The 25,426-nt window shown below is 56.9% G+C and carries 20 protein-coding genes and 1 pseudogene; 8 read left to right on the forward strand and 13 right to left on the reverse strand.

The genetic code is table 11. The features are described 5' to 3' along the window. The first annotated feature begins 13 nt into the window (after positions 1–13). A pseudogene (mscL, locus tag ACKPCU_RS17010) lies at positions 14–425 on the forward strand (large-conductance mechanosensitive channel protein MscL). A gap of 86 nt (positions 426–511) precedes the next feature. Beyond that, entirely contained in the window at positions 512–1,636 is a 1,125-nt protein-coding gene (locus ACKPCU_RS17015; protein WP_321348537.1) for a methyltransferase, read from the forward strand. A gap of 3 nt (positions 1,637–1,639) precedes the next feature. Here ACKPCU_RS17015 and ACKPCU_RS17020 read toward each other — a convergent pair whose 3' ends face one another. The 5 genes from ACKPCU_RS17020 to ACKPCU_RS17040 all read right to left on the reverse strand — a co-directional run bounded on the left by ACKPCU_RS17020 (position 1,640) and on the right by ACKPCU_RS17040 (position 7,015). Next, the gene (locus ACKPCU_RS17020; protein WP_407651770.1) at positions 1,640–1,777 is read right to left on the reverse strand and encodes a DUF2256 domain-containing protein; all 138 of its coding nucleotides are present in this window, start codon (positions 1,775–1,777) and stop codon (positions 1,640–1,642) included. Continuing rightward, positions 1,774–3,318, reverse strand: coding sequence for a cryptochrome/photolyase family protein (locus ACKPCU_RS17025; RefSeq protein WP_321348539.1), 1,545 nt, complete (start codon positions 3,316–3,318; stop codon positions 1,774–1,776). The genes ACKPCU_RS17020 and ACKPCU_RS17025 overlap by 4 nt, the downstream gene beginning before the upstream one ends. After that, positions 3,315–3,629, reverse strand: a complete 315-nt coding sequence (locus ACKPCU_RS17030; RefSeq protein ID WP_321348542.1) for a DUF6482 family protein — start codon at positions 3,627–3,629, stop codon at positions 3,315–3,317. Before ACKPCU_RS17030 ends, ACKPCU_RS17025 begins: the two co-directional genes overlap by 4 nt. Positions 3,630–3,701: 72 nt before the next feature. Next, a complete protein-coding gene (locus tag ACKPCU_RS17035; protein WP_104737490.1) occupies positions 3,702–4,205 on the reverse strand; it encodes a TIGR00645 family protein in 504 nt (167 codons plus the stop codon). Positions 4,206–4,588: 383 nt separating this feature from the next. Continuing rightward, positions 4,589–7,015, reverse strand: a complete 2,427-nt coding sequence (locus ACKPCU_RS17040; RefSeq protein ID WP_321348546.1) for a Lon protease family protein — start codon at positions 7,013–7,015, stop codon at positions 4,589–4,591. A 153-nt stretch (positions 7,016–7,168) separates the two neighbouring features. Between ACKPCU_RS17040 and ACKPCU_RS17045 the strand changes: the two genes are divergently transcribed. Beyond that, positions 7,169–8,713: an amidase gene (locus ACKPCU_RS17045; protein WP_321348548.1), complete on the forward strand. Its 1,545-nt coding sequence runs from the start codon at positions 7,169–7,171 to the stop codon at positions 8,711–8,713. Here ACKPCU_RS17045 and ACKPCU_RS17050 read toward each other — a convergent pair. The 3 genes from ACKPCU_RS17050 to ACKPCU_RS17060 all read right to left on the reverse strand — a co-directional run bounded on the left by ACKPCU_RS17050 (position 8,670) and on the right by ACKPCU_RS17060 (position 12,816). Next, entirely contained in the window at positions 8,670–9,500 is an 831-nt protein-coding gene (locus tag ACKPCU_RS17050; RefSeq protein ID WP_321348550.1) for a uroporphyrinogen-III synthase, read from the reverse strand. The two genes, ACKPCU_RS17045 and ACKPCU_RS17050, sit on opposite strands and share 44 nt — an antisense overlap. 192 nt (positions 9,501–9,692) lie before the next feature. After that, positions 9,693–11,150, reverse strand: coding sequence for a DUF3336 domain-containing protein (locus tag ACKPCU_RS17055; protein WP_104737381.1), 1,458 nt, complete (start codon positions 11,148–11,150; stop codon positions 9,693–9,695). Positions 11,151–11,202: 52 nt separating this feature from the next. Beyond that, on the reverse strand, positions 11,203–12,816 hold the full coding sequence (locus ACKPCU_RS17060; protein ID WP_321348553.1) for a wax ester/triacylglycerol synthase family O-acyltransferase: 1,614 nt from the start codon (positions 12,814–12,816) through the stop codon (positions 11,203–11,205). Positions 12,817–13,249: 433 nt separating this feature from the next. Here ACKPCU_RS17060 and ACKPCU_RS17065 point away from each other — a divergent pair, with 433 nt between their 5' ends. The 5 genes from ACKPCU_RS17065 to ACKPCU_RS17085 all read left to right on the forward strand — a co-directional run bounded on the left by ACKPCU_RS17065 (position 13,250) and on the right by ACKPCU_RS17085 (position 20,216). After that, positions 13,250–14,365: a DUF2855 family protein gene (locus ACKPCU_RS17065; RefSeq protein WP_321348555.1), complete on the forward strand. Its 1,116-nt coding sequence runs from the start codon at positions 13,250–13,252 to the stop codon at positions 14,363–14,365. 408 nt (positions 14,366–14,773) lie between these two features. After that, entirely contained in the window at positions 14,774–15,559 is a 786-nt protein-coding gene (locus ACKPCU_RS17070; protein WP_321348557.1) for a class II glutamine amidotransferase, read from the forward strand. Between the two features lie 93 nt (positions 15,560–15,652). Then, positions 15,653–16,978 (forward strand): nucleotide sugar dehydrogenase, encoded by a 1,326-nt coding sequence (locus tag ACKPCU_RS17075; RefSeq protein ID WP_407651771.1) that lies wholly within the window; start codon positions 15,653–15,655, stop codon positions 16,976–16,978. Between the two features lie 94 nt (positions 16,979–17,072). After that, a complete protein-coding gene (locus tag ACKPCU_RS17080; RefSeq protein ID WP_321348559.1) occupies positions 17,073–19,013 on the forward strand; it encodes an acyltransferase family protein in 1,941 nt (646 codons plus the stop codon). A gap of 120 nt (positions 19,014–19,133) precedes the next feature. Beyond that, positions 19,134–20,216, forward strand: coding sequence for a glycosyltransferase family 4 protein (locus ACKPCU_RS17085; RefSeq protein WP_321348561.1), 1,083 nt, complete (start codon positions 19,134–19,136; stop codon positions 20,214–20,216). A gap of 60 nt (positions 20,217–20,276) precedes the next feature. Here the strand turns inward: ACKPCU_RS17085 and ACKPCU_RS17090 are convergent, their stop codons facing one another. Genes ACKPCU_RS17090 through ACKPCU_RS17110 form a run of 5 tightly spaced genes read right to left on the reverse strand, consistent with a single transcriptional unit; the run spans position 20,277 to position 25,353 of the window. Beyond that, the gene (locus ACKPCU_RS17090; RefSeq protein WP_321348563.1) at positions 20,277–21,374 is read right to left on the reverse strand and encodes a glycosyltransferase family 4 protein; all 1,098 of its coding nucleotides are present in this window, start codon (positions 21,372–21,374) and stop codon (positions 20,277–20,279) included. A gap of 1 nt (position 21,375) precedes the next feature. Further along, complete coding sequence (locus ACKPCU_RS17095; RefSeq protein WP_321348565.1) at positions 21,376–22,425, reverse strand: glycosyltransferase; 1,050 nt, start codon at positions 22,423–22,425, stop codon at positions 21,376–21,378. Positions 22,426–22,483: 58 nt separating this feature from the next. Then, a complete protein-coding gene (locus ACKPCU_RS17100; RefSeq protein ID WP_321348567.1) occupies positions 22,484–23,377 on the reverse strand; it encodes an FkbM family methyltransferase in 894 nt (297 codons plus the stop codon). Continuing rightward, on the reverse strand, positions 23,370–24,170 hold the full coding sequence (locus tag ACKPCU_RS17105) for a class I SAM-dependent methyltransferase (protein ID WP_321348568.1): 801 nt from the start codon (positions 24,168–24,170) through the stop codon (positions 23,370–23,372). Before ACKPCU_RS17105 ends, ACKPCU_RS17100 begins: the two co-directional genes overlap by 8 nt. Continuing rightward, the gene (locus tag ACKPCU_RS17110) at positions 24,163–25,353 is read right to left on the reverse strand and encodes a lipopolysaccharide biosynthesis protein (RefSeq protein WP_321351873.1); all 1,191 of its coding nucleotides are present in this window, start codon (positions 25,351–25,353) and stop codon (positions 24,163–24,165) included. Before ACKPCU_RS17110 ends, ACKPCU_RS17105 begins: the two co-directional genes overlap by 8 nt. Positions 25,354–25,426 lie beyond the last annotated feature (73 nt).

Consider the following 25,426-nt stretch of genomic DNA (forward strand, 5'->3'; position numbering starts at 1 on the left):
CGGTAAATACGCAATGAAATTACTGGATGAATTCAAGGCTTTTGCCATGCGCGGTAATGTTGTCGACATGGCCGTGGGTAGCATTATTGGCGCCGCTTTCGGCAAGGTCGTTTCCTCCTTCGTCAATAAATGTGGTCATGCCACCGTTGGGTGTGTTGATTAGAGGCGTGAACTGTACCGACCTGTCTATTGTGCTGAAGGAAGCTGAAGGTGAGGCGACTGAAGTGGCCACTAGTTACGGCCTGTTTATTCAGAGCGTGGTCGACTTCATGATCATCGCCAACGCAGTTTTCATTGCCGTAAAAGTCATGAACAGCATGAAGAAGAAAGAAGACGCTGCGCCTGCGGCTCCACCTGCCCCCTCGAAAGAAGAAGTCCTGCTCGGCGAGATCCGTGACCTGCTCAAGGAGCAGAAGCAAGGCTGAGCCCTACTCTAAATCGCGCGGCACCTCGCTGTCACAGTACCGCGCGATGCTATACTGCGCGGCACTTTCAACCGCTCTGGCCCACCATGCTTTCCTGCGATACGTCCTACGGCACGCTGCAATTACAGCGCTACCCCGCTTCCCGCGATGCCTCCCTGCAGGCCTTCGACGCGGCCGACCTGTACCTGCTGCAACGCCTTCAGGAGGAACCCGCGAGCAACCAGCCGGTGTTGATCATCAACGACAGCTTCGGCACCCTCGCCACCGCGCTGGCATCGGCAAATATTGAGGTGCACAGCTGGGGTGATTCGTGGATGAGCTGGCGTGCCCTGCAGGACAACCTCGCTGTAAACGGCCTCGACCCAGCCAACGTGCGCTTCTTTAACAGCACGCAAACCCCAGACGGCCAGTACCAACAGGTGCTGCTGCGCATTCCGAAGAGTCTCAGCCTGCTGCAAGACCAACTGCAGCGCCTGCGTCCGCAACTCGCGGACAATGCATTGCTGCTGGGCGGCAGCATGATCAAACATCTGCCACCCAGCGCTGGTGACCTGCTGGCAGCACACATCGGCCCATATCAGGCCTCGCTTGGCTGGAAAAAGGCGCGCCTGTTGCAGTGCCGGCATGATCCAGCGCTGCAACCACGAATTGCCGACCTGACCAGCAGCTACCCACTGGAAGGGACTTCGCTGCAGCTGAGCAACCGCCCCGGCGTATTCTCCCGCGAGAAACTGGATATCGGCACCCGCGTGCTACTGCCCTGCATTCCGGCCGACCAAGGCAACGCTCGCGTGATCGACCTGGGCTGTGGCAATGGCGCGCTCGGCTTGATGGCTGCCCAGCGCAATCCAGATGTGCAACTGACCTTCGTCGACGAGTCATGGGCGGCGGTGGCGTCGGCACAAAACAACTTCCGCGCCGCCTTCCCCGGACGCAGCGCGTGCTTTATCGTCAGCGACGGGCTGAGCGAGGCCGAAGCTGGCTGCGCAGACCTGATCCTCTGCAACCCGCCGTTCCACCAGCAACAGGTGGTCGGCGACCAGATCGCCCGACGGCTGTTTCGCCAGAGCCGCCACGCACTGGCGCCGGGCGGCCAGCTGCTGATCGTCGGCAATCGCCATCTGGGCTATCCCCAGACGCTGAAGCGCTACGTTGGCACGGTTGAGCAAGTGGCCGCGGCGCCCAAGTTCGTGGTGCTAGCCGCCAGCTGAGCATCAGTTGCGGCGCGTTCGTCGGCAGCGTTCCGAGCAGTAACGCACCTCATCCCAGCATGCGGCCCATTTGCGCCGCCAGCTGAAGGGGCGACCACAGACCGCGCAGACCTTCTGCGGCAAATCGCCCTTGCGCCTCATAACGCCTCGCCAGCGTCCAACCGAACCAACAGATGCTCACCCCAGTCCCAAAGCGCCTGCTGCTTCGCCTCCGGCATGCGCTGCAGATTGCGGTACACCAGCCCCATGCGCGGGTTGCTGCTGAGCTGATCGCGATGACGCATGATGAAATGCCAATACAGTGCATTGAACGGGCACGCCCTAGCGCCCGTCTGCTCGCTCACCTTGTAGCTACACCCGCTGCAATAGTTGGACATTCGCTTGATGTACTGACCACTGGCACAATAGGGCTTGGAGCCAAGAAAGCCGCCATCGGCATGCATCACCATGCCCAACGTATTGGGCAGCTCGACCCAGTCAAAGGCATCCATATACACCGCCAGATACCAGTCGCAGATCTGCTTTGGTTCAATGCCCGCCAACAAGGCGAAGTTGCCCGTCACCATCAGCCGCTGGATGTGGTGTGCATAGGCATGCTCAAGGGTCTGACCAATGGCCTGCTGCATGCAGCGCATGCGGGTCTGACCAGTCCAGTAGAACTCGGGTAACGCACGTTGATTGCCGAACGTGTTGCGCTCGGCATAGTCCGGCATCATCAGCCAGTAGATGCCGCGCACATACTCACGCCAGCCGAGTATCTGGCGAATAAACCCCTCGGCGGCATTCAATGGAATCACCCCGGCCTGCCAGTCTGCCTGCACATCCAGGCAGACCCGGCGCGGGTCCAGCAGGCCGATATTCAGCGCCGCGGCAATGCGCGCATGAAACAGCCAGCGCTGGTCGACCGCCATGGCGTCCTGAAAATCACCAAACTGTGCCAGCGCCTGACGGCGAAAGCACTGCCAGAGTTGCTCTGCTTCGGCATGGGTTACCGGGTAGTCAAAACCGTCGAGAGCGCCGTAGTGGTCGGTAAAGCGCGTTGCCACCAATGCACACACCGCCTGGGTAATCGCGTCCGCAGGGAAATGCGGTTGGTCCGGTACCGCATGCCCCGTTGGCAGCGGTTTGCGATTGTCCTCATCGTAGTTCCAGCTCCCCCCTTCAGGCTGTCCCTCAGCCGTCATCAGCAGCCCGCTTTCCCGGCGCATTTCTCGATAGAAATACTCCATGCGCAACTGCTTGCGCCCCTCTGCCCAGCGAGCGAAGCGTTCACTGCTGCAGAAAAAACGCGTATCCGGACATAGCTCCAGCTCGGGCCAGTCGTCCTGACGCTGACGAAAGCGCTCAAGCAACCGCCATTCACCCGGCTCGGTCAGCAGAATGCGCTCAGGGGCCAACCGAGCGCGTGCGCGCGCCAATTCGCCGTCCAGCGAACCCGTATTGGCCGGGTCGTCCAGGCGAATGTAGACAACAGAGAATCCCCTTGAACGCAGGTTCTCGGCGAAATGCCGCATGGCAGAAAGAATGAAGACAATCTTCTGCGGATGGTGGGGCACGTAGCGTCCCTCTTCATCCGCTTCGATCAGGAGAATGTGGTCGCTGACCGGATCAGCACCAGCGAGACTGCTGATCGCGGGGTCGAGCTGATCACCCAGCAGCAGAATCAGGTTGCGCACACTCATGGGTGCAATGGCACAGTAAGGCGCATAGCGGCCGCATCCGCCGACCCGGCTACCGGGCCGGTGGCACCAGCCTCATCAGCCACATTCAGATGAACCAGCTCAATCGTCGGCCAGGGCACATCGGCCAGAGCCCGGCGCACGTCCTCAAGAGAGCGAAAGTGCCGGGGTACTGGTAGACCATCGCCGTGCAGCAACGCACGCTGACCATCCACCTGGATCTCAACCAGATAGAGACTGCCTTCGTGCGAAAGTAGCGCCAGGCGCTGCAGACGTCCCTGCTCTGCGGCCAACTGCAATTGTTCCAGAGTCATGCGTACGCCTCCAAAAACTTATACAGAGACTATACATCACAACGCAAAATCCAACCGAAATGTACAACGCTGTCAATCAGCGTGGCGCTTGTCCTTGGCGAGCTTGTCCAGCAGTCCCATGGCGAAGGCCGAGACAACGAAGGTCAGGTGGATCAGCACGTACCACATGAGCTTGTCGTTATCGATATTGACCGCATTCATAAACACCTTGAGCAGGTGAATAGATGAGATCGCCACAATAGAAGCGGCCACCTTCATCTTCAGCGAGCCCGAGTCCATCTTGCCCAGCCAGCTGAGCTTTTCCTTGCCCTCGTCGATATCGAGCTGAGACACGAAGTTCTCGTAGCCCGAAATCATCACCATCACCAGCAGCCCGCCTACCAGCGCCATGTCGACCAGCGACAGCACGACCAGAATCAAGTCAGCTTCCTTGGTCTCAAGCAAGTGCGGCGCCAGATGAATCAGCTCCTGAAAGAACTTCACCGCCAGCGCCAGCAGCGCCAGAGACAGACCGAAATAAATGGGCGCCAGAATCCAGCGCGCCGAATACATCATGTTTTCCAGAAGGCGTTCCATGAAGCGCATTACCTCAATTTACATAGACTCAGTTTTGGGGCACAGCGATTGTTCACAGTAACTGTGGATAACTCTGTGAGCAGTGAACTGATAACTCACTGCGACCCTGTCAGCACGGGCGCTCATGCGCTCCGCACAAATTTTGCTCAGTTGCCAAGATTGCTTACGATGTGCCATCACTTCGCCTGCAGACCAGCAACCATGCACCTTCCAGAAGCAGGCAAGATTGCTGAAAGGTCAGATACAGCGGCTACAGTCAAGACCTTATTGTGTTATCCACCGCCTATTTGCGACAGTGTGTCGCAGCAAGACCTGTGGATAACCCTGTAGACAGATGCCGTTGGCGCTTATGTTTCAAGGCGCCAACGGGAATGGCGCACGGCTCAGCCTTGGGCGTCGTCAGCCGACTCGGTGTCGGCCTCCTCTTCTTCGCGGTCACGCTCGGCAATCTCGGCCAACCGTGCGACCACCCGCGCGTTGATGCTGCCTTCGGCGAAGTCGCCCTCGTCATTCATATCGCCCGCCGGCTCTCCGGCGAGCAGCGCCAGCGCCTCATCAACTCGCGATACGCCGTAGACCGAGAACTGGCCTGCCCGCACGGCCTGCAACACTTCTTCACCAAGCATCAGGTTCGGCACATTGGAGCGCGGAATGATAACCCCCTGCGCTCCGGTCAGACCACGGGCCTGGCACAGGCGGAAGAATCCTTCGATCTTCTCATTGACCCCGCCGACCGCCTGCACTTCACCAAACTGGTTGATCGAACCGGTAATCGCAAAGCACTGCTTGAGTGGTGTGCGTGACAATGCGGAAATCAGCGTACAGACCTCGCCGAGCGAGGCACTGTCACCATCGACATAGCCGTAGGACTGCTCCAGCGCGATACTGGCCGAGATCTCCAGCGGATGCTTCTGAGCATATCGGCTGCCCAGGAAACCCGTCAGAATCATCACGCCCTTGGAGTGGATCGGTTGGCCGAGGTTTACCTCACGTTCGATATCGACAATGCCACTGCCGCCAGGGTAGACGGTGGCGCTGATTCGCGCCGGCAGACCAAACACCGAGTCACCAACTTCCAGCACGGTCAGACCGTTACACTTGCCCACCGCAGCGCCATCGGTGTCGATCAGAATCACGCCCGACAGCATATCTTCGTGAATACGCGCACTGACTCGCCCTGTGCGAGTTTCCTTGGCGCGCAGCGCGCGTTCAATATGCGCCGTATCCGTAACCGGGTCGCCGGCCAGCTGGCGGGTAAAATCTGCTTCAGCGACCAACTGGAAGATGTCGCTGATGCGCGCCGACAAGCGCTTCTGGTGCTCGGCCAATCGGGTACTGTAGGTCAGCACCCGGGCGACAGCAGCTGCCGTGAGCGGCGCCAGCCCTTCTTCCGAGGTCCGGGTCTTCAACAACTGCGCCATTCCCTCAATGCTTTCTGGCGTGCGCGCGAGGTCTTCATCAAAGTCGACCAGTACGCGGAACATCTCCTGAAAGTCCGGATCCAGATCCTGCAGCGCATAATAAACTTGGCGTGAGCCGATGATCACCACCTTCACATCCAGCGGAATGACCTGCGGCGTCAGGCTGACCGTTGCCAGCCGGCCCATATCGGCCCAGGGTGATTCCATCTTCAGCTGACGCGAGTGCAGCGCACGCTTGAGTGCATCCCAGACGAAGGGCTCACCCAGCAGTTTTTCTGCTTCCAGCAGCAGAAAGCCGCCGTTGGCACGATGCAAGGCGCCTGAGCGGATATGCCGGTAGCTGGTGATCAAGGCGCCCTGCTCCGGCGTATACTCGATCCGGCCGAACAGGTTGTCATAAGACGGGTGCGGTTCGTGCACCACCGGCGCGCCGCCATTTGTATGGTGACCAACGACCAGACTTGGACTGTACTGCTCTATCAATAGCTGCTTCTTGAAAGCGTCCGGTCGCGCCTCCAGCTGACGCTCCTCAACCAACTGATCGATCACGGTTTTCAACAGATTCTGACGCATCGCCTGCAGATAGTCGCAGATCGCCTGATTCCCGCTGTACTGCTCCAGCAGCGGTTCCAACAACGGCTGCAGTGCCTCGGTGATGGTTTCCTCATTAAGCTCGCGCAACTGGTTGCTGGACTCGCGCTTCCACTGCGGCAAACTCGCCAGTTCCTGATTGAGCACCTCTTCCAGCTCCGAGATATCGCTGTGGAAGCGTTCGCGCTCTTCCTCCGGCAACTGGGCGAAATCGGCCTCGTCCAGCGCCTTACCCTCTTTCATTGGCGTAAAGGCGATGTTCTGTGAATCACGGTACAGAGCAATGCTCTTATCGTGGGCTCGGCGCTCAACCGAATCCAGCGCGCGGTCATAACGCTGGTTGAAGGCGCGATCAATGGCGCTCTTTTTCTGCTGATAGGCGGGATGCTCAAAGACCGCCGGAAAGGTCGCCAGCAGGTTGTCGATAAAGCGGTCGATGGTTTCGATCAGCTCACCCGCCGAGCCCGGCGTCAGGCTGATCACCCAGGGCTCTCGCGGATCATCGAAATTGTTGACGTAGACATAGTCCTGCGGCGTGATCTGGCGCTTGGCCTCGGTACGCAGATAGCGCTGCACGTAGGAGAAGCGGCCGGTTCCGGGATCGCCCATGACAAACACGTTATACCCTGGGCGATGCATTGCCACGCCGAATTGCAGTGCCTCTACGGCGCGTTCCTGGCCAAGAATGCCGCGGAAAGGTTCAAGGTCATCGGTGGTGGTAAAGCCAAGACTGTCGAGATCGATGGGGGCGGTGAGTTGGTCCGGGGTAAGACGTAGCGCTGCGGATTCGTTGGTCATCCAGCTTCCTTGGGCTCGCGGATTCAGACAAGGCTGCATTGTTGCCCCGCCAACATCTGCTGACAAGTGTCGAGGTGCCCCGACTTGACGCCAGTCGCCGGCTTCGGGCTTAAATAGAGCAAAAGCTCAAAACAACAAGAACAGGGACGTGCGATGCCGATCGATCAGCAGCAGTACCTCAACAACGACGCCACCGGCCTGGCTAACATGGTCAGTCAGGGCGACACCAGCGCAACAGAGTTGTTGGATATCGCTATCAGTCGCTGCGAGCAACTCAATCCGTCGATCAACGCCATCTGTCGGCCGATGTACGACATCGCCCGCGAACGCATCAAACAGCCGCTGAGTGGCCCGCTGGCCGGCGTCCCCATTCTTATCAAGGACGCGGTACAGGACTACGCCGGACTGCCTACCAGCAACGGTAATCAGGCGTTCAATCGGCTACCGGCCACCCAGCACTCCCACATTGTCCGCCGCCTGCTTGATGCCGGTGCCGTGATTATCGGCAAGACCAACACCCCGGAACTCGCCCTAAAAGGGGTCACCGACCCCAAGGCGTTCGGCCTGACTCGCAACCCGTGGAACCCCGAACACACTCCGGGCGGCTCCAGCGGCGGCTCGGCAGCCGCAGTGGCAGCAGGTCTGGTACCGCTGGCCGGTGCCAACGACGGCGGCGGTTCGATCCGCATCCCCGCTGCCTGCTGCGGCCTGTTCGGTCTGCGCCCAAGTCGCGGTCGCGTCTCTCCAGGGCCTGCCTATGCCGAGATATGGGAAGGTGCCTCAAGCGATCTGGTGCTCTCACGCAGCGTGCGTGACGCCGCACTTTCGTTGGACCTGATGGCCGGCGGCAACCCGGGCGATCCATTTATCATTGCGGCCCCGGAGCAGGACTTCCGCACCTTGGCCAAACGTGAGCCGGGCAGGCTGCGCATCGGTTTTAGCACCCGCTCTCCGGTAGACCGGCCCGTTCACCCCGAGGCCATCGAAGCAGTGCAACGTACTATCGCACTGCTGCACTCACTGGGCCACGACGTAGAGGAAGCTCAGCCCGAGTACGATGGCCATGCACTCGCTCGCAGCTACCTCAGTCTGTATTTCGGTCAGGTAGCCGCCACCCTGCAGCAAGCTCGGGATATGGGTGCAAGCGAGGGTGAGTTTGAGCTGCTGACCCGAATCCTTGCGGCGCTCGGTCGAGCCCAGAGCAGCGGCGAATACGTCAGTCGTCATCGCGACTGGAACCAGTTCGGCCAAGCGCTGGGCACCTTCTACCAGCGCTACGACCTGTATCTGACACCGACGCTGGCGCACCCGCCAATCCGTCACGAACAGGCCGAACTACCAAGCAGACAACAGCAAATTCTGCGCCTGATGCTCGACAGCGGACTGCTGTCATTCATGGCCAGACGCGGCTGGCTGGACACGATGATTGAAGGCATGGCGCTAGATAACCTGACCTACGTGCCCTTCACCCAGTTGGCCAACCTGACCGGCACACCCGCCATGAGTGTGCCGCTGCACTGGACCGCCGACGGCCTGCCCCTCGGCGTTCAATTCTGTGCCCCCAGCGGCGGTGAAGCACTGTTACTGCAGTTGGCTACCCAGCTGGAAACGGCACAGCCGTGGAAAGACCATTGGCCCGCCATGGCCGGCGCGGTCAGCCCAGCACCTTCACCAGCTCACGCACCAGTGGCTTCATAAAGAAGCTGCTTTCCGGCATCAGGTCGACCTGGATACCGCGAGCACGCAGCTCATCAGCGACCACCGGGCCGACCGCCGCCACCTTGATCTGCGCCAGCGCGGCCAACAGTGCGGGTTCGCCCTGTTCCCGCCGCCGGGCAATCTGCAGCAGGCGCCGTACCTGGGTAGCACTGGTAAAGGCAATCGCATCGACGTCGATCGCCAGCAGGGTGTCAATCAGTTGATCAACCTGCGCATCCTCGACATCGTCCGCATAGATATAAGGCGCAACCGTGCTGACGCTGGCGCCCGCATCGGTCAAAAAGTCGACCAGTCGCCGATTCGGATCAGTTCCGTAAAGTTGAACGCCAATGCGCAGACCCTTCAAGTTCTGGCCTTTCAGCGTTTCGATCACGCCTTCAGTGGTCGGCGCAACCGCAACCCGATCCGGGCGCAAGCCTGCCTTGCGCAGCGCAGCCCCCGGCTTTGGCCCGCGGGTCAGTTTGGGGGTCGCCCCCAGCGCTGCAACAAATTCATCATGCAGGCTACCGCCCTGACGCGCAGCCAGCGCCAGCATCCGACGCAACCCTTCGCCGGTCAGCAAGATCAATTGATCAAAGGGATTGGCAATCAGCTCGCGCATCCAGGCCAGCACCGGCTGCGGATCCGGCGCATCGTGGATTGAGACCAGCGGGCAGCGCACTACCTCAGCCCCGCGCTTGGTCAGCATATCGGCAAACAAGTCGAGTTCGCGGCTCTCCGGCAGGGCAATACGGCGGCCAGTCAGCGGCATTTCGTCAGGTGTCATGGTGTTTCAATTCGTGGCTGGGCAATGTGAGCATTGTGCGCATTGCCAGGGCGAATGAAAAGGCACCGAGGCCATGGCGCAGGCAGGGGCCCACTGCCCGACGCGCAACACGGAAGGGGCAATGAGCTGCTCGTCTGCCCCCTCCTTCACACACCCGACCGGATCAGACTTCGTTTCTGAAACCTGCAGCCGCTACTTCTCCCATTCACGGGTGTGCAGGATATGGTCCAGCGTACGGCTGACTGCCGTGCAGTTGCGCACCATCTCGATCTTCTCCCAGGTCGAGCGTTCGCCCTCATGAATCAGCCGGTGCATAGCCTCGCGGCTCGGCGGCGCCAGCAAGCGCAGCGGATGATCCCAGCGGTTACGCAGGAAGATGTTGATGTCCGCGGTGTATTCCTGTGCCAATACCCCATAGGTCAGATGCTGCATCAAACTGATTACCGGAGACTTGATACGGATATTGTCGCGACTGAAACGCATGGCCTCGGCTGCGCCCAGTTTGAGGAAGCGCGCCTGGAAGTGCGCCAGATTACGCAAACGACTGCGCGGCGCATCAGGGTCCGGGGTAATGGCCAGCGCCGCCGGATTGGTCATGCTGGAAATGAAATGGTTGACGCCATACAGCCGCGCCAGGCGCTTGGCCGGCAGGTCATCGGCGAATGAACCGTCGATCCACTTCATGCCGGGCAGATAAGGCACCGTCTCGCCTGCCGCGTTGCGACACATCAGCGTCACCGGCGGGTAGACACCGTAGATCGCACACGACGCCATGACGGCGGTGCGAATCAGCACGTTGGGTGAAGTAATAGCATTGAGCAGCCGCGGCGCCTGCTGGGTAGAGAGCCCGGTGACCGTAATATTGAGCTTGCGGCCGGTCAGCTCAAAGGCCTCCTGGAAGGTCAAATCCGGGATGATCTTGCTGAGGTAATCACGCAGGTTGTCAGCATCCATCGCCCGACCGCCACCGAACAGGCTGAGCGACGGGCGAATGGCACTGGTTTCTTCGATCTCGTGATGCAGATTGTCGATGGCAAGACGCTCGCGCAACTCCTCATCAACGTGGGTGCACGCCGTTGCAGCGAGAATCGAACCCGCGCTGCTGCCCGAAATGATCTCCGGCAGCAAACCCTGCTCGAACAGCGCCTTCAAAACCCCGGCGTGGAAGAAGCCGAGCACCGCGCCACCACTCAGCATCAAGGCGGTCCGACCATTGCAATGGCTGGCACGCAGAAAGAAATCCTGCTTCTCGGCCAGCGAAATGACGTTGTCGTCCACCTCGTTCAGGTCGTTCAGTGCACCACACAACTCATCGATATAACGGGTGATGAGGTTTTTCGTTCCCAGCCGCGCCTTGTTATATAGCGACGGCTTGCCCATGCCGCCCAGGTTGCCATGAACACCCTCGTTGAGTACGAACAGCAACTGATGATAATCCTTGCGAAAGCGCAAATCCCGCAACACGTCCAGGCGCTGACGAATTGAACGGTAGTCGTAGCTTTCGCAGGCGTCATCCTGCTTCCACTCGTCCAGCCCTTCCTCGTGATCCCAGGCTGCAGCCAGCTCGCTCCACTGCTCGTAGCTTTCTGCCTTTTCCATCGACTGCAGCAGCGCCTTGCTTCTGCCACGCTGAAAGAGATTGGCTACCATATTCAACTCCCATGGCGCCCACAGGCGCCTTACCAATAGTTACGTTGCAGCGTCAGGCAGCGCCAGCGGACTTGGCTTGCTTCCCTTCAGCAGCGGCGGGTTCAGCTGTCTTGGCTGCGGCCTTCTTCCGCGCACCGGCTGCCACTGGCGCAGCCTTTTCGGCCGTTTTTTCTGTCGTTGCCTCATCGTTGGTCGCCGGCCGCGGTGCCTCGATGCGCCCGGGAGCCGCAGCGGCTGCAGTTTTTTCCAGGTCGGCCAACAACGCGCGGTATTCTTCGGTGGAGGCCTGAATGCAGCTGATGTAGAAGTCCATGTCGGAGACAATGTTGCGGTCCGCCAGTACACCGACATTGAGATCATCGTAGATACCGGTCAGGCAGTGGCTGATAGCCATCCCGTCGCTGACCGGCGCCAGCGGAAACACATTGACGATGCGGGCCCCGGCAAAATAGCGGGGCAGCAGACCGGGAATCCCGGGCACATTGGTAATCAGAGTGTTCACCAACGGCACCGCACTAACCAGTTTGGACTTGTTCTGAATCCACGCGCCCAGCGCACGAACGTAAGGCGGCACCATATCTCCGACCGCGTTGTTGAGATCACACAGAACGTCGCGGGCCAGCGGCACGCCCCGCGCGGTTCGGCGACGCACCGCCGAGAGACGCTCGTGGGCATCGTCAATATCGGTTCCGATGCCGATAAACATCGCCGAAATCAGATTGCCACAATCCTTCACCGCTTCGTTAGGCCGGACCGACACCGGGCACATCGATACCAGCGATTCGTTGGCAGGCAGTTGGTTGTGGTGCGATAGATAGCGGCGCATGCCTCCGGCAATGATGGCAATAACCACGTCGTTCAGCGTGGCCCCTGGGCATAGCTGACGCATACGCTTGAGTTCAGGAATGTTCCAGGTCAGCGCACCGTACGAACGATGTGGTGAGATCTGCACATTGAAGATGGTGCGCGGTACCCGGCGCTGCTCCGGCTTGGCCTCGGCACGCAGACGTCTGACCAGCTCCACCCCTTTTCGCCCGGCGGTCAGCCCGGCGCGCATGCTGCGCCAGGCCTGCCCCATCATCCGCGGTGTGGTGCGCGACCACATTTCCAGCCGGGTCGGCGCACGCTCGGCCACTTCAACCCGATCACGCCGCCCATATTCGTGGTCGGCTGTCTCTTCCATCATCGCGGTGGTCAGCTCAAGACTGGCCTTGCCATCAACGTAGGCGTGGTGGAATCGAATCAGCACCGCAAAGCTGTTCGGAGGAATGCCCGGTACGTTGTTCACGCCTTCAATAATGTAGATCTCCCACGGCGCGCGTTCCATATCGACACTGCGCGACATGGTCCGTGCGGTGAAGATGCAGAGTTGCCGCCAGTCGCCAGGCTGCGGCAGACCAACATGACGCACGTGATACTCCAGATCGAAGTTCTCGTCATCCAGCCAGTAAGGGTCGTCAAGCTGGAAAGGAGCGGTTTCCAGTCGGCGACGAAAGTAAGACGTTGTATTCAAGCGATCCGAAACGTACTGAAGAATATCCTTGTGCCGCACCAATCCACCCGGCGCCGTGCTCTGATCACACAGCCAGAGGCTACCGATCATCATCGGCTGGTTCGGCGCCTCGAAATAGAAGAAGTGGGAGTCCATCGGGGTCAGCTGTTTCATGGTAGAGGTCCTCATACCGATTGGGTGTATGCGCCACGTACTTCACAAGTCAGGCCTTGATCCGGAGCACCAACAGACGAATCAAAAAGTAAAATCGCCCCGATTTTATATGCAAAAAGAAAGCGATTTTAATTGATTCAAAACAGGATAATGCAATTTTATGACCAATAAGTCACAGGAAAATACAGCCATTTCCCTGCCGTCATATCCCAATAATCTTGAGACCCGCGCGCCAGACGCATCCATTCAAAAGGGAAGCAAGAAAAAATAAGGAATGAGGCAAAACACAAAAGTGTTCATTGCAGTGCAGGACATCGGCAACCACTCCAATCGTGCCCTCTTATCAGGCGGCATTTGAACAATGATTGAACGCTGACAGCGCGGTGCAATCACGGCAAGCTAGCCTCTGACATCACAGCCTGGGGACCAGACCATGACCACCACTTGCACCCGCCTGCTGGTTAACAAAGGCAACATCCACGAGTGCACGCTGCAGGAGGTGCCCAGACTGCAAGAGCAGGACCTGCAGGACGGCGAGGTGCTGCTGGACATTGACCACTTCGCGTTCACTGCAAACAACATTACCTACGCAACGCTGGGCGACCGATTCGGCTACTGGGACTTCTTCCCGGCCGAGGCCTTCTGGGGCCAGGTACCGGTCTGGGGCTTCGCCGATGTCAGCGCCAGCCGCCACCCCGCTATCAAGGAAGGCGCCCGGGTGTACGGCTACCTGCCGATGGCCGAGCAACTGCGTGTACAACCGGGCGACATTACCGCCAGCAGCTTCACCGACATCGCCAGCCATCGCAGCCACCTTGCTCTGGCCTACAACCAGTATCAGTTCACCGCCGCCGACCCTGCCTATCGCCCGGAACTGGAAGCGCTGCAGATGCTGCTGCGGCCGTTGTTGCTAACGTCATTTCTGCTGGATGACTTTCTTAACGAAAACGACTATTTCGGCGCCCGGCAGATCATTCTTACCAGCGCCTCCAGCAAGACCGCCCTTGGCCTGGCCTTCATGCTCAACCACCAGCGCTCAAGCCGAGGCGGCAAACCGCTGCAGATCGTTGCGCTGACCTCGGCAGCCAACGCTGGCTTCGTCACTGGCCTTGGCTACTATGACCAAACCATCACCTATGACCAACTGGATGAGCTGAACGCCGACACTCCAAGCGTGCTGATCGACTTTGCTGGCAACGGCGCAGTGCTCGCTGCGGTCCATCAGCGGCTGCAAGAGAAACTGAAATACAGTGCATTGGTAGGCGCTGCGCATTGGGATCAGCGGCAGAGCGAGAAAAACCTTCCCGGTGCCAGACCGGAGGTGTTTTTCGCCCCCGGCTACTGGGCGCAGCGCAGCAAGGACATCGGCACAGTCCAGTTGATGGGCCGCTTTGCCACGCTTTGGTCACCCTTGGCTGCGTCAGTCGGGAGCTGGATGGAGATAAGAACCGTCGAAGGCGGCGAGGCAATGAAGCAGGCCTACCTGGATACCCTGAACGGGCTAATCAGGCCGGAAACAGGGATGATCATGAAAACACAAGGCAAATAGCGTCCTGTCTGGGGCCGCTTGGAAGGCAGCCCCATTCCCTTGCCAGCCTTACCACACCAAGAATGTAGGCACCGTCCCGACATTGATGCTCATCTCGCTGCAAAACCAGGGTTAAACTCGCGGCGGCAAACAGCCTCTTGGCGGCCGCCATGCTGGAATCGTTCGAAAGCCATCAAGCGAAACCCCGTCACCCAGCTGTGCCCCTCAAATAACGACGCCCGCCTGATTATTGCCCCAGCGGGTTGGACTTAACGGCAGCAGACTTCGTTGCCTGCCAGGCAACGCCCAGCGTAGGCTCACAGGAACTGCTGGATTCGGCAAGCATCACCAGCCGCGCGCCGATCGTTTTCGTTTCACATCCGCCCCGCGCTATCATCACCACCTACCAACACCATCAGGAGCCAGCATATGTGTGAGCTGCTCGGCATGAGCGCCAATGTACCCACCGACATCTGCTTCAGCTTTGCCGGCCTGATGCGCCGCGGTGGTGAAATCGGGCCGCACAAGGACGGCTGGGGCGTTGCCTTCTACGAAGGCAAGGGCCTGCGCTGCTTCCACGACGCCTCCCCCTGTCACAGCTCTGCCATTGCCCGACTGATTGAGCAATACCCGATCAAGTCCGAAAACGTCATCTGCCACATCCGGCAGGCCAACGTCGGTGGCGTCAGCCTCGCCAATACCCACCCATTCACCCGCGAACTATGGGGCCACTACTGGGCCTTCGCCCACAACGGCCAGCTTGCCGGTTTTCATCCCGCCGCCGGCCCCTATAGCGCCGTAGGCGATACCGACAGCGAGCGTATCTTCTGCCACCTGCTCAACACCCTGGCAAGCCGCTACAGCGCCCCGCCCAGACTGGATGAACTGACTCAAACCCTAAGCGAATGCTGCGCCCCACTCCTGCCGCTCGGGGTGTGCAACCTGATGCTCAGCAACGGCGAATGGCTGTTCACCCTCTGCACCAGTAAACTCCACTGGATCACCCGCCGCGCGCCCTTCGGCCCGGCACAGCTCAGCGACCTGGAACTGGAGGTCGACTTCAAGCAGCACACCACCGCCAACGACATCGTCACCGTCATCGCCACCGAACCCCTGACCAGCAATGAGCAATGGGAGGCATATCAGTCGGGTGAATGGATGTTGTGGCAAAAAGGGGAGATAGTGCTGCGGGGCTTGCTGCCAACCGGCCAGTGACCGACAGCACAGCGCCGCACATCAGCCTTGCCCGCACTTCGGGCATTTGCAATCATCGCCACCTAATATCCGAGAACAGGGACCGCTCACAGAATGCCCACCTCCCCCCAAACCAGTAGCGCAATGGACGGCCTACTCAGCCGCATTCAGTCAGGCCAGTGCGTCGTTGGCATCTACGGGCTGGGCTACGTCGGCCTGCCACTGGCCCTGCGCTTTGCCGAGGTTGGCATTCGGGTCATCGGCTTTGATATCGACCCTGCCAAGGTCACCAGTCTCAATAGCGGCCAAAGTTACATCGAGCGCATAACGGCCAGCGAAATCGAGCGCGCCAGGGCCGCTGGATTCGTCGCCACTACCGACTTTGCCCTCACCCGCGAGGTCGACGCCCAGATCATCTGCGTCCCGACCCCGCTGGACAGCCACCATCAGCCCGACCTCAGCTACGTCACCAATACCGTCGACGCCATACTGCCCTACTTCAAGGCGGGGCAACTGATGAGCCTGGAGAGCACCACCTGGCCGGGCACCACCGACGAACTTCTCGCGCCCCGACTCGCAGAAGGCGGCTTCACCCCCGGCCTCGACTGCGCGCTGGTCTACTCCCCCGAACGTGAAGACCCGGGCAACGCGCACTTCACCACCGCGCAGATTCCCAAGGTTATTGGCGGCATGACACCACAATGCCTTGAACTCGGCACTGCCCTCTATGCAAAAGCCATCGATCGCCTCGTGCCCGTCAGCACCACACGCGCAGCCGAAATGACCAAGCTGCTGGAAAATATCCACCGCGCCGTCAACATCGGCCTGGTCAATGAAATGAAAATTGTCGCCGACCGCATGGGCATCGACATCCACGAAGTCATCAAGGCCGCCGCCACCAAACCGTTCGGCTTCGTGCCCTATACCCCTGGCCCGGGCCTCGGCGGCCACTGCATCCCGATTGACCCGTTCTACCTGACCTGGAAGGCCAAGGAATACGGCGTCAACACTCGGTTTATCGAGCTGGCAGGCGAGATAAACCACTACATGCCGCACTGGGTAGTGCAGAAAGTCGCTGACGCCCTCAACAGCAAAAGCAAAGCCATCAACGGCAGCCGCATCCTCGTGCTGGGCCTCGCCTACAAAAAGAACATCGACGACACCCGGGAATCACCCGCAGTGGAAATCATGTCACTGCTGCAGGACAAAGGCGCCATCGTCGCCTATGCAGATCCACACGTACCCAGCTTCCCGCACAAACGGGATTACCATTTCGACCTGAAATCAGTCACCCTGACCGCCGAAACCATGGCCGACTACGACTGTCTCGTCCTCGCCACCGACCACGACGCCTTCGACTACAACGCCCTGCAACAGCATGCCGCCGTGATCGTCGACACTCGCGGCCGCCTGCACGGGGAGAATGTGGTTAATGCCTGAACGCGAACGGTAGACACCAACGGCAACATGAAATTATTGAACGGGTCTTTCACGCCAAACCGAATATCAGCCAACCCAGCTGCAAGGACGCACCTTGAGTCAGCAAATCAAGCAACTGCCGTATAACCCAAGCATCCAGGGCCTCAGAGCTGTCGCCATTCTGCTGGTTTTGGCTGCGCACACCGGAGTCCCCTTCCTGTACGGCGGGTTTATCGGAGTGGACGTCTTTTTTGTCATCTCCGGATATCTGATCACGGGCCTGCTGATCACTGAAATTGAGAAGGAAGGAGGACTGTCGTTATCACGCTTTTATGCCCGCCGACTAAAACGGCTGATGCCCGCACTGATGCTCATGCTGATCGTCTCGGCAGCGGCGATATTTGCCTTAACGCCCGTCACCGAACACCCCGCCCAAGCATCCGCCGCAGCAAGCGCCGCAGCCTGGGTCAGTAATTTTTACTTCATCTTTGCCGAACAGAACTATTTCGAGAGTACTTCTCTGGCGAATGCCTTTCTCCACACCTGGTCGCTCGGAGTGGAAGAACAGTTCTATCTGCTTTGGCCCCTGATGGTCATGCTGGTCTGCAGCCTTGCGAGTAAATACCGCCTGCCTCTGCTGCTGGCCATAACCCTGCTAAGCTTGGTCCTATGCATGTGGCTTGCCCACAGCAACCCGGTCCAAGCTTTCTATCTAATGCCTGCACGCATCTGGCAATTTGGTTTAGGCGCAATCACTTGGCTGCTGGCAAGACGGTTAGTATCGCCCTCGTCCGTCGCCACTACGATACAGCTTGTCATAGGGCTTGCCGCCATTCTCGTCAGCGCGGTGTTAATCGGTGAAAACACACGTTATCCAGACTGGATCAGCCTTATACCCACCCTGGCAACATCGCTCTGCCTGCTTGCGGTATCACCGGGCTCCCAGTGCATGGCAGCAACGCCGCTCGCGCGCGGCCCACTAAAGTACATTGGCGACATATCGTATTCACTCTACCTGTGGCACTGGCCTGTACTCGTTATCGGCCAGCACCTGCTGACAGAGAAGACACTCTATACCCAGGCAGCTCTCGTATTAACTGCGCTCCTTCTTGCCCATCTATCTTACCGACTGGTTGAAAACCCCATTCGGCAATATCAAAACGCAAGAATCAGCCCCAAGTGGCAAATTGTTGCCAGCCTTGTTGTTATCGTACTGATCAATGTGCAGCTAATGAATTGGCATAGCACAGCGTCAGACAGAATCGTAGCCGAGACATCGCCTGAGCTAATCGCTGCACGCACAGACAAGCCTGGGATATATCGCCTTGGCTGTGATGACTGGTACAAATCGGCGGACCTGAAAGCCTGCCATGCTGGATCAAGAGGTGCCCCTAAAGTTGCAGCAGTGTGGGGCGACAGTATTGGGCTACAGTGGCTTCCTGCAATCAAACAGGCATTACACTTGGACAGTGGCGAATGGCGCCTAGAAGTCATCACAAAATCTGGCTGCCCGATCGTTGATCAACCCATTTTTTACCGACGCATTGGCCGTATTTACAGTGAGTGCAGCGAGTGGAAAAAGACCGCTGCCGCCTACCTGAACAAGCTCGAACCTGACCTGTTGTTGATTGGGTCTGCAGGTACCTATGACCTGACCGAGGAACAATGGACAGAGGGAACCACACGAATAGTTGAAGAACAGATCACGTCAGCAAAACGGATCGCAATAATTGCACCAACCTACGCGCTTGGCTTCAATGGCGTAACCTGCTTGATGGAGCATGGCGGCGTAGCTCGGGTCCAGGCGTCTAGCAAAGATACATGCAGCAGTCCTGCCGACGATAAACGGCGATCGAGTGCCATAAAGGGCTTGCAGCGAGCAGTCGACTCATTACTCAATACAGCCTTGGTTGACCTAAACGACGCGGTTTGCCCGGGCCAGCGATGCAATGCGATTAGCGGCGACCTAATCGTCTTCAGAGACAATCAGCACCTCACGGCCAGTTTTGCATTGAGCTTGGCAGACAACATGAGAGACGCACTGGGCGTGCCGTAGCGCTCAATGCACAGCATCAGCCCCCTGGCCTAACACGACTACAGAGCGACACCACACTTGGATACTCCGCGACGCCGAATACTCATCATCACCCGCAACCTCCCCCCCCTGGTGGGCGGAATGGAGCGGCTGAACTGGCACATGGCGGATGAGTTGTCCAAATACGCAGAGGTGCGAGTCGTTGGGCCACGCGGCTCGGCCGCCCAAAAGCCCGACAACGTCCAGATTACTGAAGCGCCACTTAAGCCTCTGCCGCTGTTTCTAATAGTTGCGTTTATCAAAGGCCTGTGGGCTACCCTTCGGTGGCGGCCCGACGCCATTCTTGCCGGCAGTGGGCTAACCGCGCCCATAGCATGGATCCTTGGCAAGCTCGCCGGAGCCAAGTCTGCCGCTTACCTGCATGGCTTCGACATCACCGTGGACCATGCTTTCTATCGCAGACTATGGCGCCCCACGTTCAAGCGGCTGGATCACGTCATCGTCAATAGCACCCCCACAAAACAGCTGGCGTTGGCGGCAGGCGTGAACGAGGCGCAACTCAGTATCGTGTTCCCAGGCGTCAGCATCCCTGTAGCGCCGCAGCCCGCCGAGCGCATCGCCGCATTCAGGGAAAAACACCGCCTAACGGGGAAAAAAATCCTGCTCTCTGTTGGCCGCCTTACTACCAGAAAAGGGCTGCGCGAATTTGTTGATTTGGGCCTACCCGCAGTTGTAAACGCAGAACCCGATGCAATGCTGGTGGTGGTCGGGGAAACGCCCAGAAACTCCCTCGGTGCGGGCATTCAGACCGTCGAAAGCATCCAGGCGACCGCAGCAAAGGCTGGTGTTAGTGCAAATGTCATCTTCCTTGGCGTTATTACCGATCCGACTGAACTGGCCACGGCCTATGAAGCAGCTGACGTGCATGTATTCCCTGTCCGCCACATTCCGGATGATCCTGAGGGCTTTGGGATGGTAGCTATTGAAGCGGCTGCGCATGGGTTGCCGACGGCCGCGTTCGCTACGGGAGGGATCATTGATGCGGTGCAGCACGGAAAGTCTGGTCTTTTAGCCGAAAGTTTGCGTTATGAGGAATTAACACAACACACCGTGCAGCTTTTGCAGCAGGACCAGCAGCGCCAAGCGATTGCCGACTTTGCAGCCGGCTTTGCCTGGGGGCATTTCGGGGCGGGCGTCCACAGGTCATTAAAAACCGACAGGTAAGGGAACAAACTCTCCTGTCCTTAAACGAGGACTGAGCCTGGATTAGTCAATGCCCCCTGGCTACACCACTTGCGAAATCAGTTGATCAATGCGCTTCACAAGGTCAGGCCATTCATCAACTGCGACAGGAACATGATGCTCCCCCGCTAGTTGGGACGTCACAGCCAAACGCAGGCTATCCGCATCCCCCGGAGTAAAGAGAAGCTCGGGAAAGGCCTGCAGCGTCTCGGCAATCGCGCCCACTCTGGCCGCAACCACAGGCAAACCACACCCCACCATTTCAAACAACTTTTGGGGAAAGCAATAGCGTCCGAACTCTGAGTCGTGCGCAAGGATGATCCCAAGATCCAAAGCCCTGAACAGCTCTGCGACCTGATGCTCTGCGAGTTCGCCGAGATAAATCACTCGCGCGCTGGAAGGGACCGGTAGCTGACGGTCTACCTTTCCGGCGAGCACCAGATACAAATCATCAGCAACGGACTCCAGCGCGGGCCAGGCTGCATAAAGCGTATCGAGCCCCTTCATCGCTGACAGATTGCCCGCAGTTCCGATCAAGCGAGCTCCCAAAGGCAACCCAAACGCATTTCGCGCCTTCAGGCGGTCGCCCTCACAAAAAACAGACCTCGATATACCGTTATTCAAGACCACCACAGGAGCCTTGGGCGCAAAATCCATCACGACCTTTTCTTTCAATGGCCCACTGACGGCGAGTACACCGCTTGCATCTCTGATACTTAGCCTCAAGGCATAGCGAAACCCGGGAATACGTGCCTGCCCAAAACTCTCGTAGTTATCATAAAGATCAATGACATAGGGCATACGCTCACGACGGGCAAGCAGTCGCGACAGCCATAGGCAGGGGATATCCGATGAGCCAACCACAACATCCAGCCCAAGGCCTTTCAGCTGTTTGTGTATAGCCTGAACCCTCATACGCAATACATCGCGTAAGGACACAACGAGCCACCGAACGCCATGCCCGCCCAACGTTTGGCCAACGCTCTCTACAGGCTTATTGCCGCGGTAATCAAGACAGAGGACTGTTACCTGATGGCCTAGCGCCGAGAGCTGTCTGGGGATCTCGTACAAGCGACCGAATTGGTCACGAATAACGTCCTTTCCGGTGTAATAACGCTTGCATACGAACAGAATATTCACGTCACTGCCTCACCACCGCTTCCAGTACCTCAAGGTACTGGGAAACCGCACGCTCGACACTGAAGTCAGCAGCACGTGTCTGCAATTCCTCCCTATCCACTAATGGCGCGTTCAAACTTTGCTCTATAGCTTGAGCCAACGAACCAACATCGTTTGTAGGTACCAAACGACCGAAGCGCCCCCCGGCAAGAACTTCGGATGGGCCATCAGGACAATCAGTTGATACCACCTGCACCCCACAAGCCATCGCCTCAACCAATACCAAACCAAATCCCTCAGACTCGGAGCACAACACCAGCAGATCTGATCGCTGGATCCAGGGCAACGCGTCATCCTGATGACCGACAAAGGAGCAGACTCCGGTCAGGCCATGTTCACGAGCGAGTAGTTTCAGCTTGCTCGCCTCCGGCCCCTCGCCCAGTATAAGCAGACGCGCAGCCATTGAACTCTTAACCTTGGAAAACGCCTCTATCAGCAAATCAACCCGTTTAACTGGCGCCAAACGTCCGACAAAGATCACCGTAGGTACAGAGTAATCCGGCCAAGGCCACTCAACCTCGGCGCCACAGCGTTCAGCAAAACCATCGGAGACCACCGGGTTGTGAATTACCTGAAGGTTGGGATGAGCAACTACAGAATGGCTAATATCTTCAGCTACAGCTGCGGATACCGCAATTACAGCATCCGCTCTTAAAAGAAGCCGGCGCATCAGCCATCGTTCCAAGACAAGTCGTGCTCGTTTAAATCCCCGCGACGCTTTCAAGGGACCAGAGATAGAAAGATGCTGAGACCAGACAACCTTAGAGCTAGAAAAAAACAATCCACGAAGAAGAAGAGCAAAGCATCCGATATCATTGGCGCTGGAAATAATTACATCGCATTGCTCTTTCCGGAGAAGAAAAAATAGCTTGAAGAGGAAAGCCAATCGCCCTCCACCTAGCAAACAAAACTTTATTCTTTCATCAATTAACGAACGCGCATTTGGATCTAAAGTTCTCGAAACGATATAGGAAGTATAACCAGCCTCGCTTAAATTTGGCAGGATACTCATATGAACGCGCTCAAGCCCCCCAACTTCGAAACGGGGCAAGATACAATAGACCGAAACCCTATTCAACTTGCTGCCTTGGAATACGGCAAAATACGTTCTGAAACTCAGTCACTGCTGTAGGACTAAGTCGCGCCAACCTTCCTTTTTTACCAATAGTAAAAAACTCATAACCGAATCCTTCAAGATAGGAGAACAACTCATCTACACTCCAACCGGCCTTCTTAGCGGAGAACCCCTGAACCTCGACAATAATCATCGGGTGACAACGGCGCAAAAGCTGTTCAGCACCTTTGAGGCAAGGTAACTCCCCTCCTTCAATATCGATTTTCAACAGATCAATACGATCAATCGTAAGCTCTGACAGAGTACTGTCTAATGTCGTCATCGTCACATAGTCGATTACAGAGGAGCCTTGACCTTCACCGTACAAGCTTGCGAGGCCATGATTCTCATCAGACACGTTTTGTCCGCAGGATGCATAAATCGGAATATGTTCGCGAGCAAAATGCCCTAAAGCCTTTCTCACAACTATTATCTGAGAAAGATTATTGATGTTTACATGATCAGTTAGCTGATTGGCTATAGCTGTCACCGGCTCAAAAGAAACAACCTTACCGGAAACGCCTACCCGGCGAGCGGCCACCATTGATATCTCGCCAATATTTGCTCCTACATCGACGACAACCATACCTGGCTTCAATATGCAGTCCAACAGCCTAATGATGTCATTACTATAGTAACCCATCCAAAAAATTCGGCGCTGCATGTGCTCGGAAAGACTAAGCCAAACCTTCAACCCACCATCAAAATCATCAACACAGACATTAGCAGTTGAGTAACGAAACAGCCTTCTAAGCAAAGACTGCGGCAAGGTAAAACGCCCTCCTAGAGATAATAAACTTCCCGAATTGCGCAAAAATTTGAGAAAGTGCAAAAATAGATTCTCAGCCATCAATTCGAGCCTTTTTCTTAAGAACATAAACACGACACGCACTACCGAATAGCCTAGATAAAAACTGTCGCGATGAAATACTTAGATAAGACCCTAGGGAATTAGCCATTGTGTAAAAAAGATCATTTGATTCGAGCACATCAACTTCAAACCCTGAGGACTCAAACTTTCCAACCCAAAACCGAGTTGAATAGTAGTACATCTCGGATATCGTATTACCCCGCTCCCCATGCTTTGGCGGAAACAACGTCCATATCAAGCTTTTAAAAGTAGTTGGTGCACGAGGAAAATCAAGAGCATTAGCATTGCCTTTTGAAAGAATAACACGTTGAAGAATACGCCGAGCAAACCAAAGATAGTGAGCGAATAATGTCCAAAATCGGCAGGAAGGCGTTGGAATAAGGTGAACACAAACACCACCATCCCTCAACACTCGACAAGTTTCACTCAACACGTCATCAAGATCAACAACATGCTCGAGTACATTAGAGCTAAAAACCACATCTTGAGATAGCGAAGGTAAAGGAATGCTTTTACCATCATATTCAACAACATCAAAGCACCTAACAGAACGATAACTACTACTATCCACATCCAGAGCAACTACTTCATAACCAGCATCAGATAGGATTTTCGCTTGCTTACCAGTACCTGAACCCAACTCCATGATCTGGTAAACTTTCTCACCCAAACCAACTGAAGGAAAGAACTTCATTGCCTTATGCAGCTCAAACACTCGAACCTTATCAAGAAAATCTAGATGAGCCTGCCGCGGCAGTGGAGACCTATTCATTTATATCCGCCCCGTATAGTTCTGATGAGCACGTAGAGATAGTTATGACAGAAAAAACAGCTACCGCGGCCAGCAACCACTCTGTTACCACGATGGCAATAGCCATCCCCGAACTTACACCTTGTTGAAAAAGAAAAAATGCGAACACAAAGATACAACACCACCCGACAATTTCGAGCGTAATTCGTAACCATGGCCTCTCGAGGGTAGTGAGTACATTCATAGCCGTGGCACGCAAACTCACTGCAGGTACAGAAAATGAGAGCAGGTACACAACCCCCCCGATCCCCTTGTACGCGTCTCCTAGCAGAGACTCTATCCACGGGGAAATAACTGCTATACCTACTGCAGCAGTCAGACCGTACAACCCTGCAGATATGAAAAGCCAAAAATGCAACTTTCGCACTGATTGGGCCTCTGCCCTAAACAACCTGGGCATTGCAGCCAAGACTAATGCAATAACCGGGATTACAAGCGATCCAACAATTCTTGAACCAGCAGAGTAAATTCCTGCAGCCTCACTGGAAAGAAAACGCGTTGCAGCCACCTTATCCAACTCAGCCAACCCATTCGCGCTAGTGCTCATCAATGCATAGCCACTGAGTTGTCGCCACTCCGGTCGCTTTACCAGAGTCCAATTCCAAGGTGTTCGCCACTGGGGGGCCGAAGCTAAAGCAACAACAAACGCCAACGGAAACAATGTGGCCAAGATATGGCACGGCAAATACCAAGCCAAGCCATTATCAAGCTGTAAATTCCATATGATAAAAATTGACAAAAGACGGATAAACAACGGCTGCATCAGTAAGAGCTGAGAGCTGGCGACCTTACCTCGCCCATGTAACTCCATCGCAGCAACCAAGATAAATGGCTGCAATAATATTTCTGAAATACCAAAACCCAATACCAGCCAACCTATATCACTTAACGCCGGCAAATAAAGATGAACCAGTGGCACGTATACAGCAAAAAGAGCTAGGGAACAGAATAAAGTGGTGCCTAAGGTCCTGGATAGCAATGAATCAGCAGATAAGTTGCGTGAAACATCACGCAACAACGTCAAATGGGTACCAAAAGTCGCGAGAGTGCCCACCAAAACTGCTGTAGCACCAACGCCAGCATATAGACCAAATTCTTCAGGACCGAGAACAGATACAAGCAACAGCAAAGTGGCGGCTTGCACAAACAAGCGCCCTCCCAGCACTATCGCCGTACGAATAGTTGAACGAGCTATCGTTCCCTTCAGCACGCGAAAC

Source organism: Halopseudomonas oceani, assembly GCF_963677335.1.
In the GTDB taxonomy this organism is placed as follows: domain Bacteria; phylum Pseudomonadota; class Gammaproteobacteria; order Pseudomonadales; family Pseudomonadaceae; genus Halopseudomonas; species Halopseudomonas oceani.

Coding starts and splice junctions, on each gene's coding strand:
- ACKPCU_RS17040 (WP_321348546.1), bottom strand. CDS start 7,015: ATGACCAACGAATCCGCAGCGCTACGTCTTACCCCGGACCAACTCACC.
- ACKPCU_RS17075 (WP_407651771.1), top strand. CDS start 15,653: ATGCCCACCTCCCCCCAAACCAGTAGCGCAATGGACGGCCTACTCAGC.
- ACKPCU_RS17030 (WP_321348542.1), bottom strand. CDS start 3,629: ATGACTCTGGAACAATTGCAGTTGGCCGCAGAGCAGGGACGTCTGCAG.
- ACKPCU_RS17105 (WP_321348568.1), bottom strand. CDS start 24,170: ATGAATAGGTCTCCACTGCCGCGGCAGGCTCATCTAGATTTTCTTGAT.
- ACKPCU_RS17025 (WP_321348539.1), bottom strand. CDS start 3,318: ATGAGTGTGCGCAACCTGATTCTGCTGCTGGGTGATCAGCTCGACCCC.
- ACKPCU_RS17015 (WP_321348537.1), top strand. CDS start 512: ATGCTTTCCTGCGATACGTCCTACGGCACGCTGCAATTACAGCGCTAC.
- ACKPCU_RS17055 (WP_104737381.1), bottom strand. CDS start 11,150: ATGGTAGCCAATCTCTTTCAGCGTGGCAGAAGCAAGGCGCTGCTGCAG.
- ACKPCU_RS17060 (WP_321348553.1), bottom strand. CDS start 12,816: ATGAAACAGCTGACCCCGATGGACTCCCACTTCTTCTATTTCGAGGCG.
- ACKPCU_RS17045 (WP_321348548.1), top strand. CDS start 7,169: ATGCCGATCGATCAGCAGCAGTACCTCAACAACGACGCCACCGGCCTG.
- ACKPCU_RS17050 (WP_321348550.1), bottom strand. CDS start 9,500: ATGACACCTGACGAAATGCCGCTGACTGGCCGCCGTATTGCCCTGCCG.
- ACKPCU_RS17020 (WP_407651770.1), bottom strand. CDS start 1,777: ATGAGGCGCAAGGGCGATTTGCCGCAGAAGGTCTGCGCGGTCTGTGGT.
- ACKPCU_RS17095 (WP_321348565.1), bottom strand. CDS start 22,425: ATGAGTATCCTGCCAAATTTAAGCGAGGCTGGTTATACTTCCTATATC.
- ACKPCU_RS17100 (WP_321348567.1), bottom strand. CDS start 23,377: ATGGCTGAGAATCTATTTTTGCACTTTCTCAAATTTTTGCGCAATTCG.
- ACKPCU_RS17070 (WP_321348557.1), top strand. CDS start 14,774: ATGTGTGAGCTGCTCGGCATGAGCGCCAATGTACCCACCGACATCTGC.
- ACKPCU_RS17085 (WP_321348561.1), top strand. CDS start 19,134: ATGGAGCGGCTGAACTGGCACATGGCGGATGAGTTGTCCAAATACGCA.
- ACKPCU_RS17065 (WP_321348555.1), top strand. CDS start 13,250: ATGACCACCACTTGCACCCGCCTGCTGGTTAACAAAGGCAACATCCAC.
- ACKPCU_RS17035 (WP_104737490.1), bottom strand. CDS start 4,205: ATGGAACGCCTTCTGGAAAACATGATGTATTCGGCGCGCTGGATTCTG.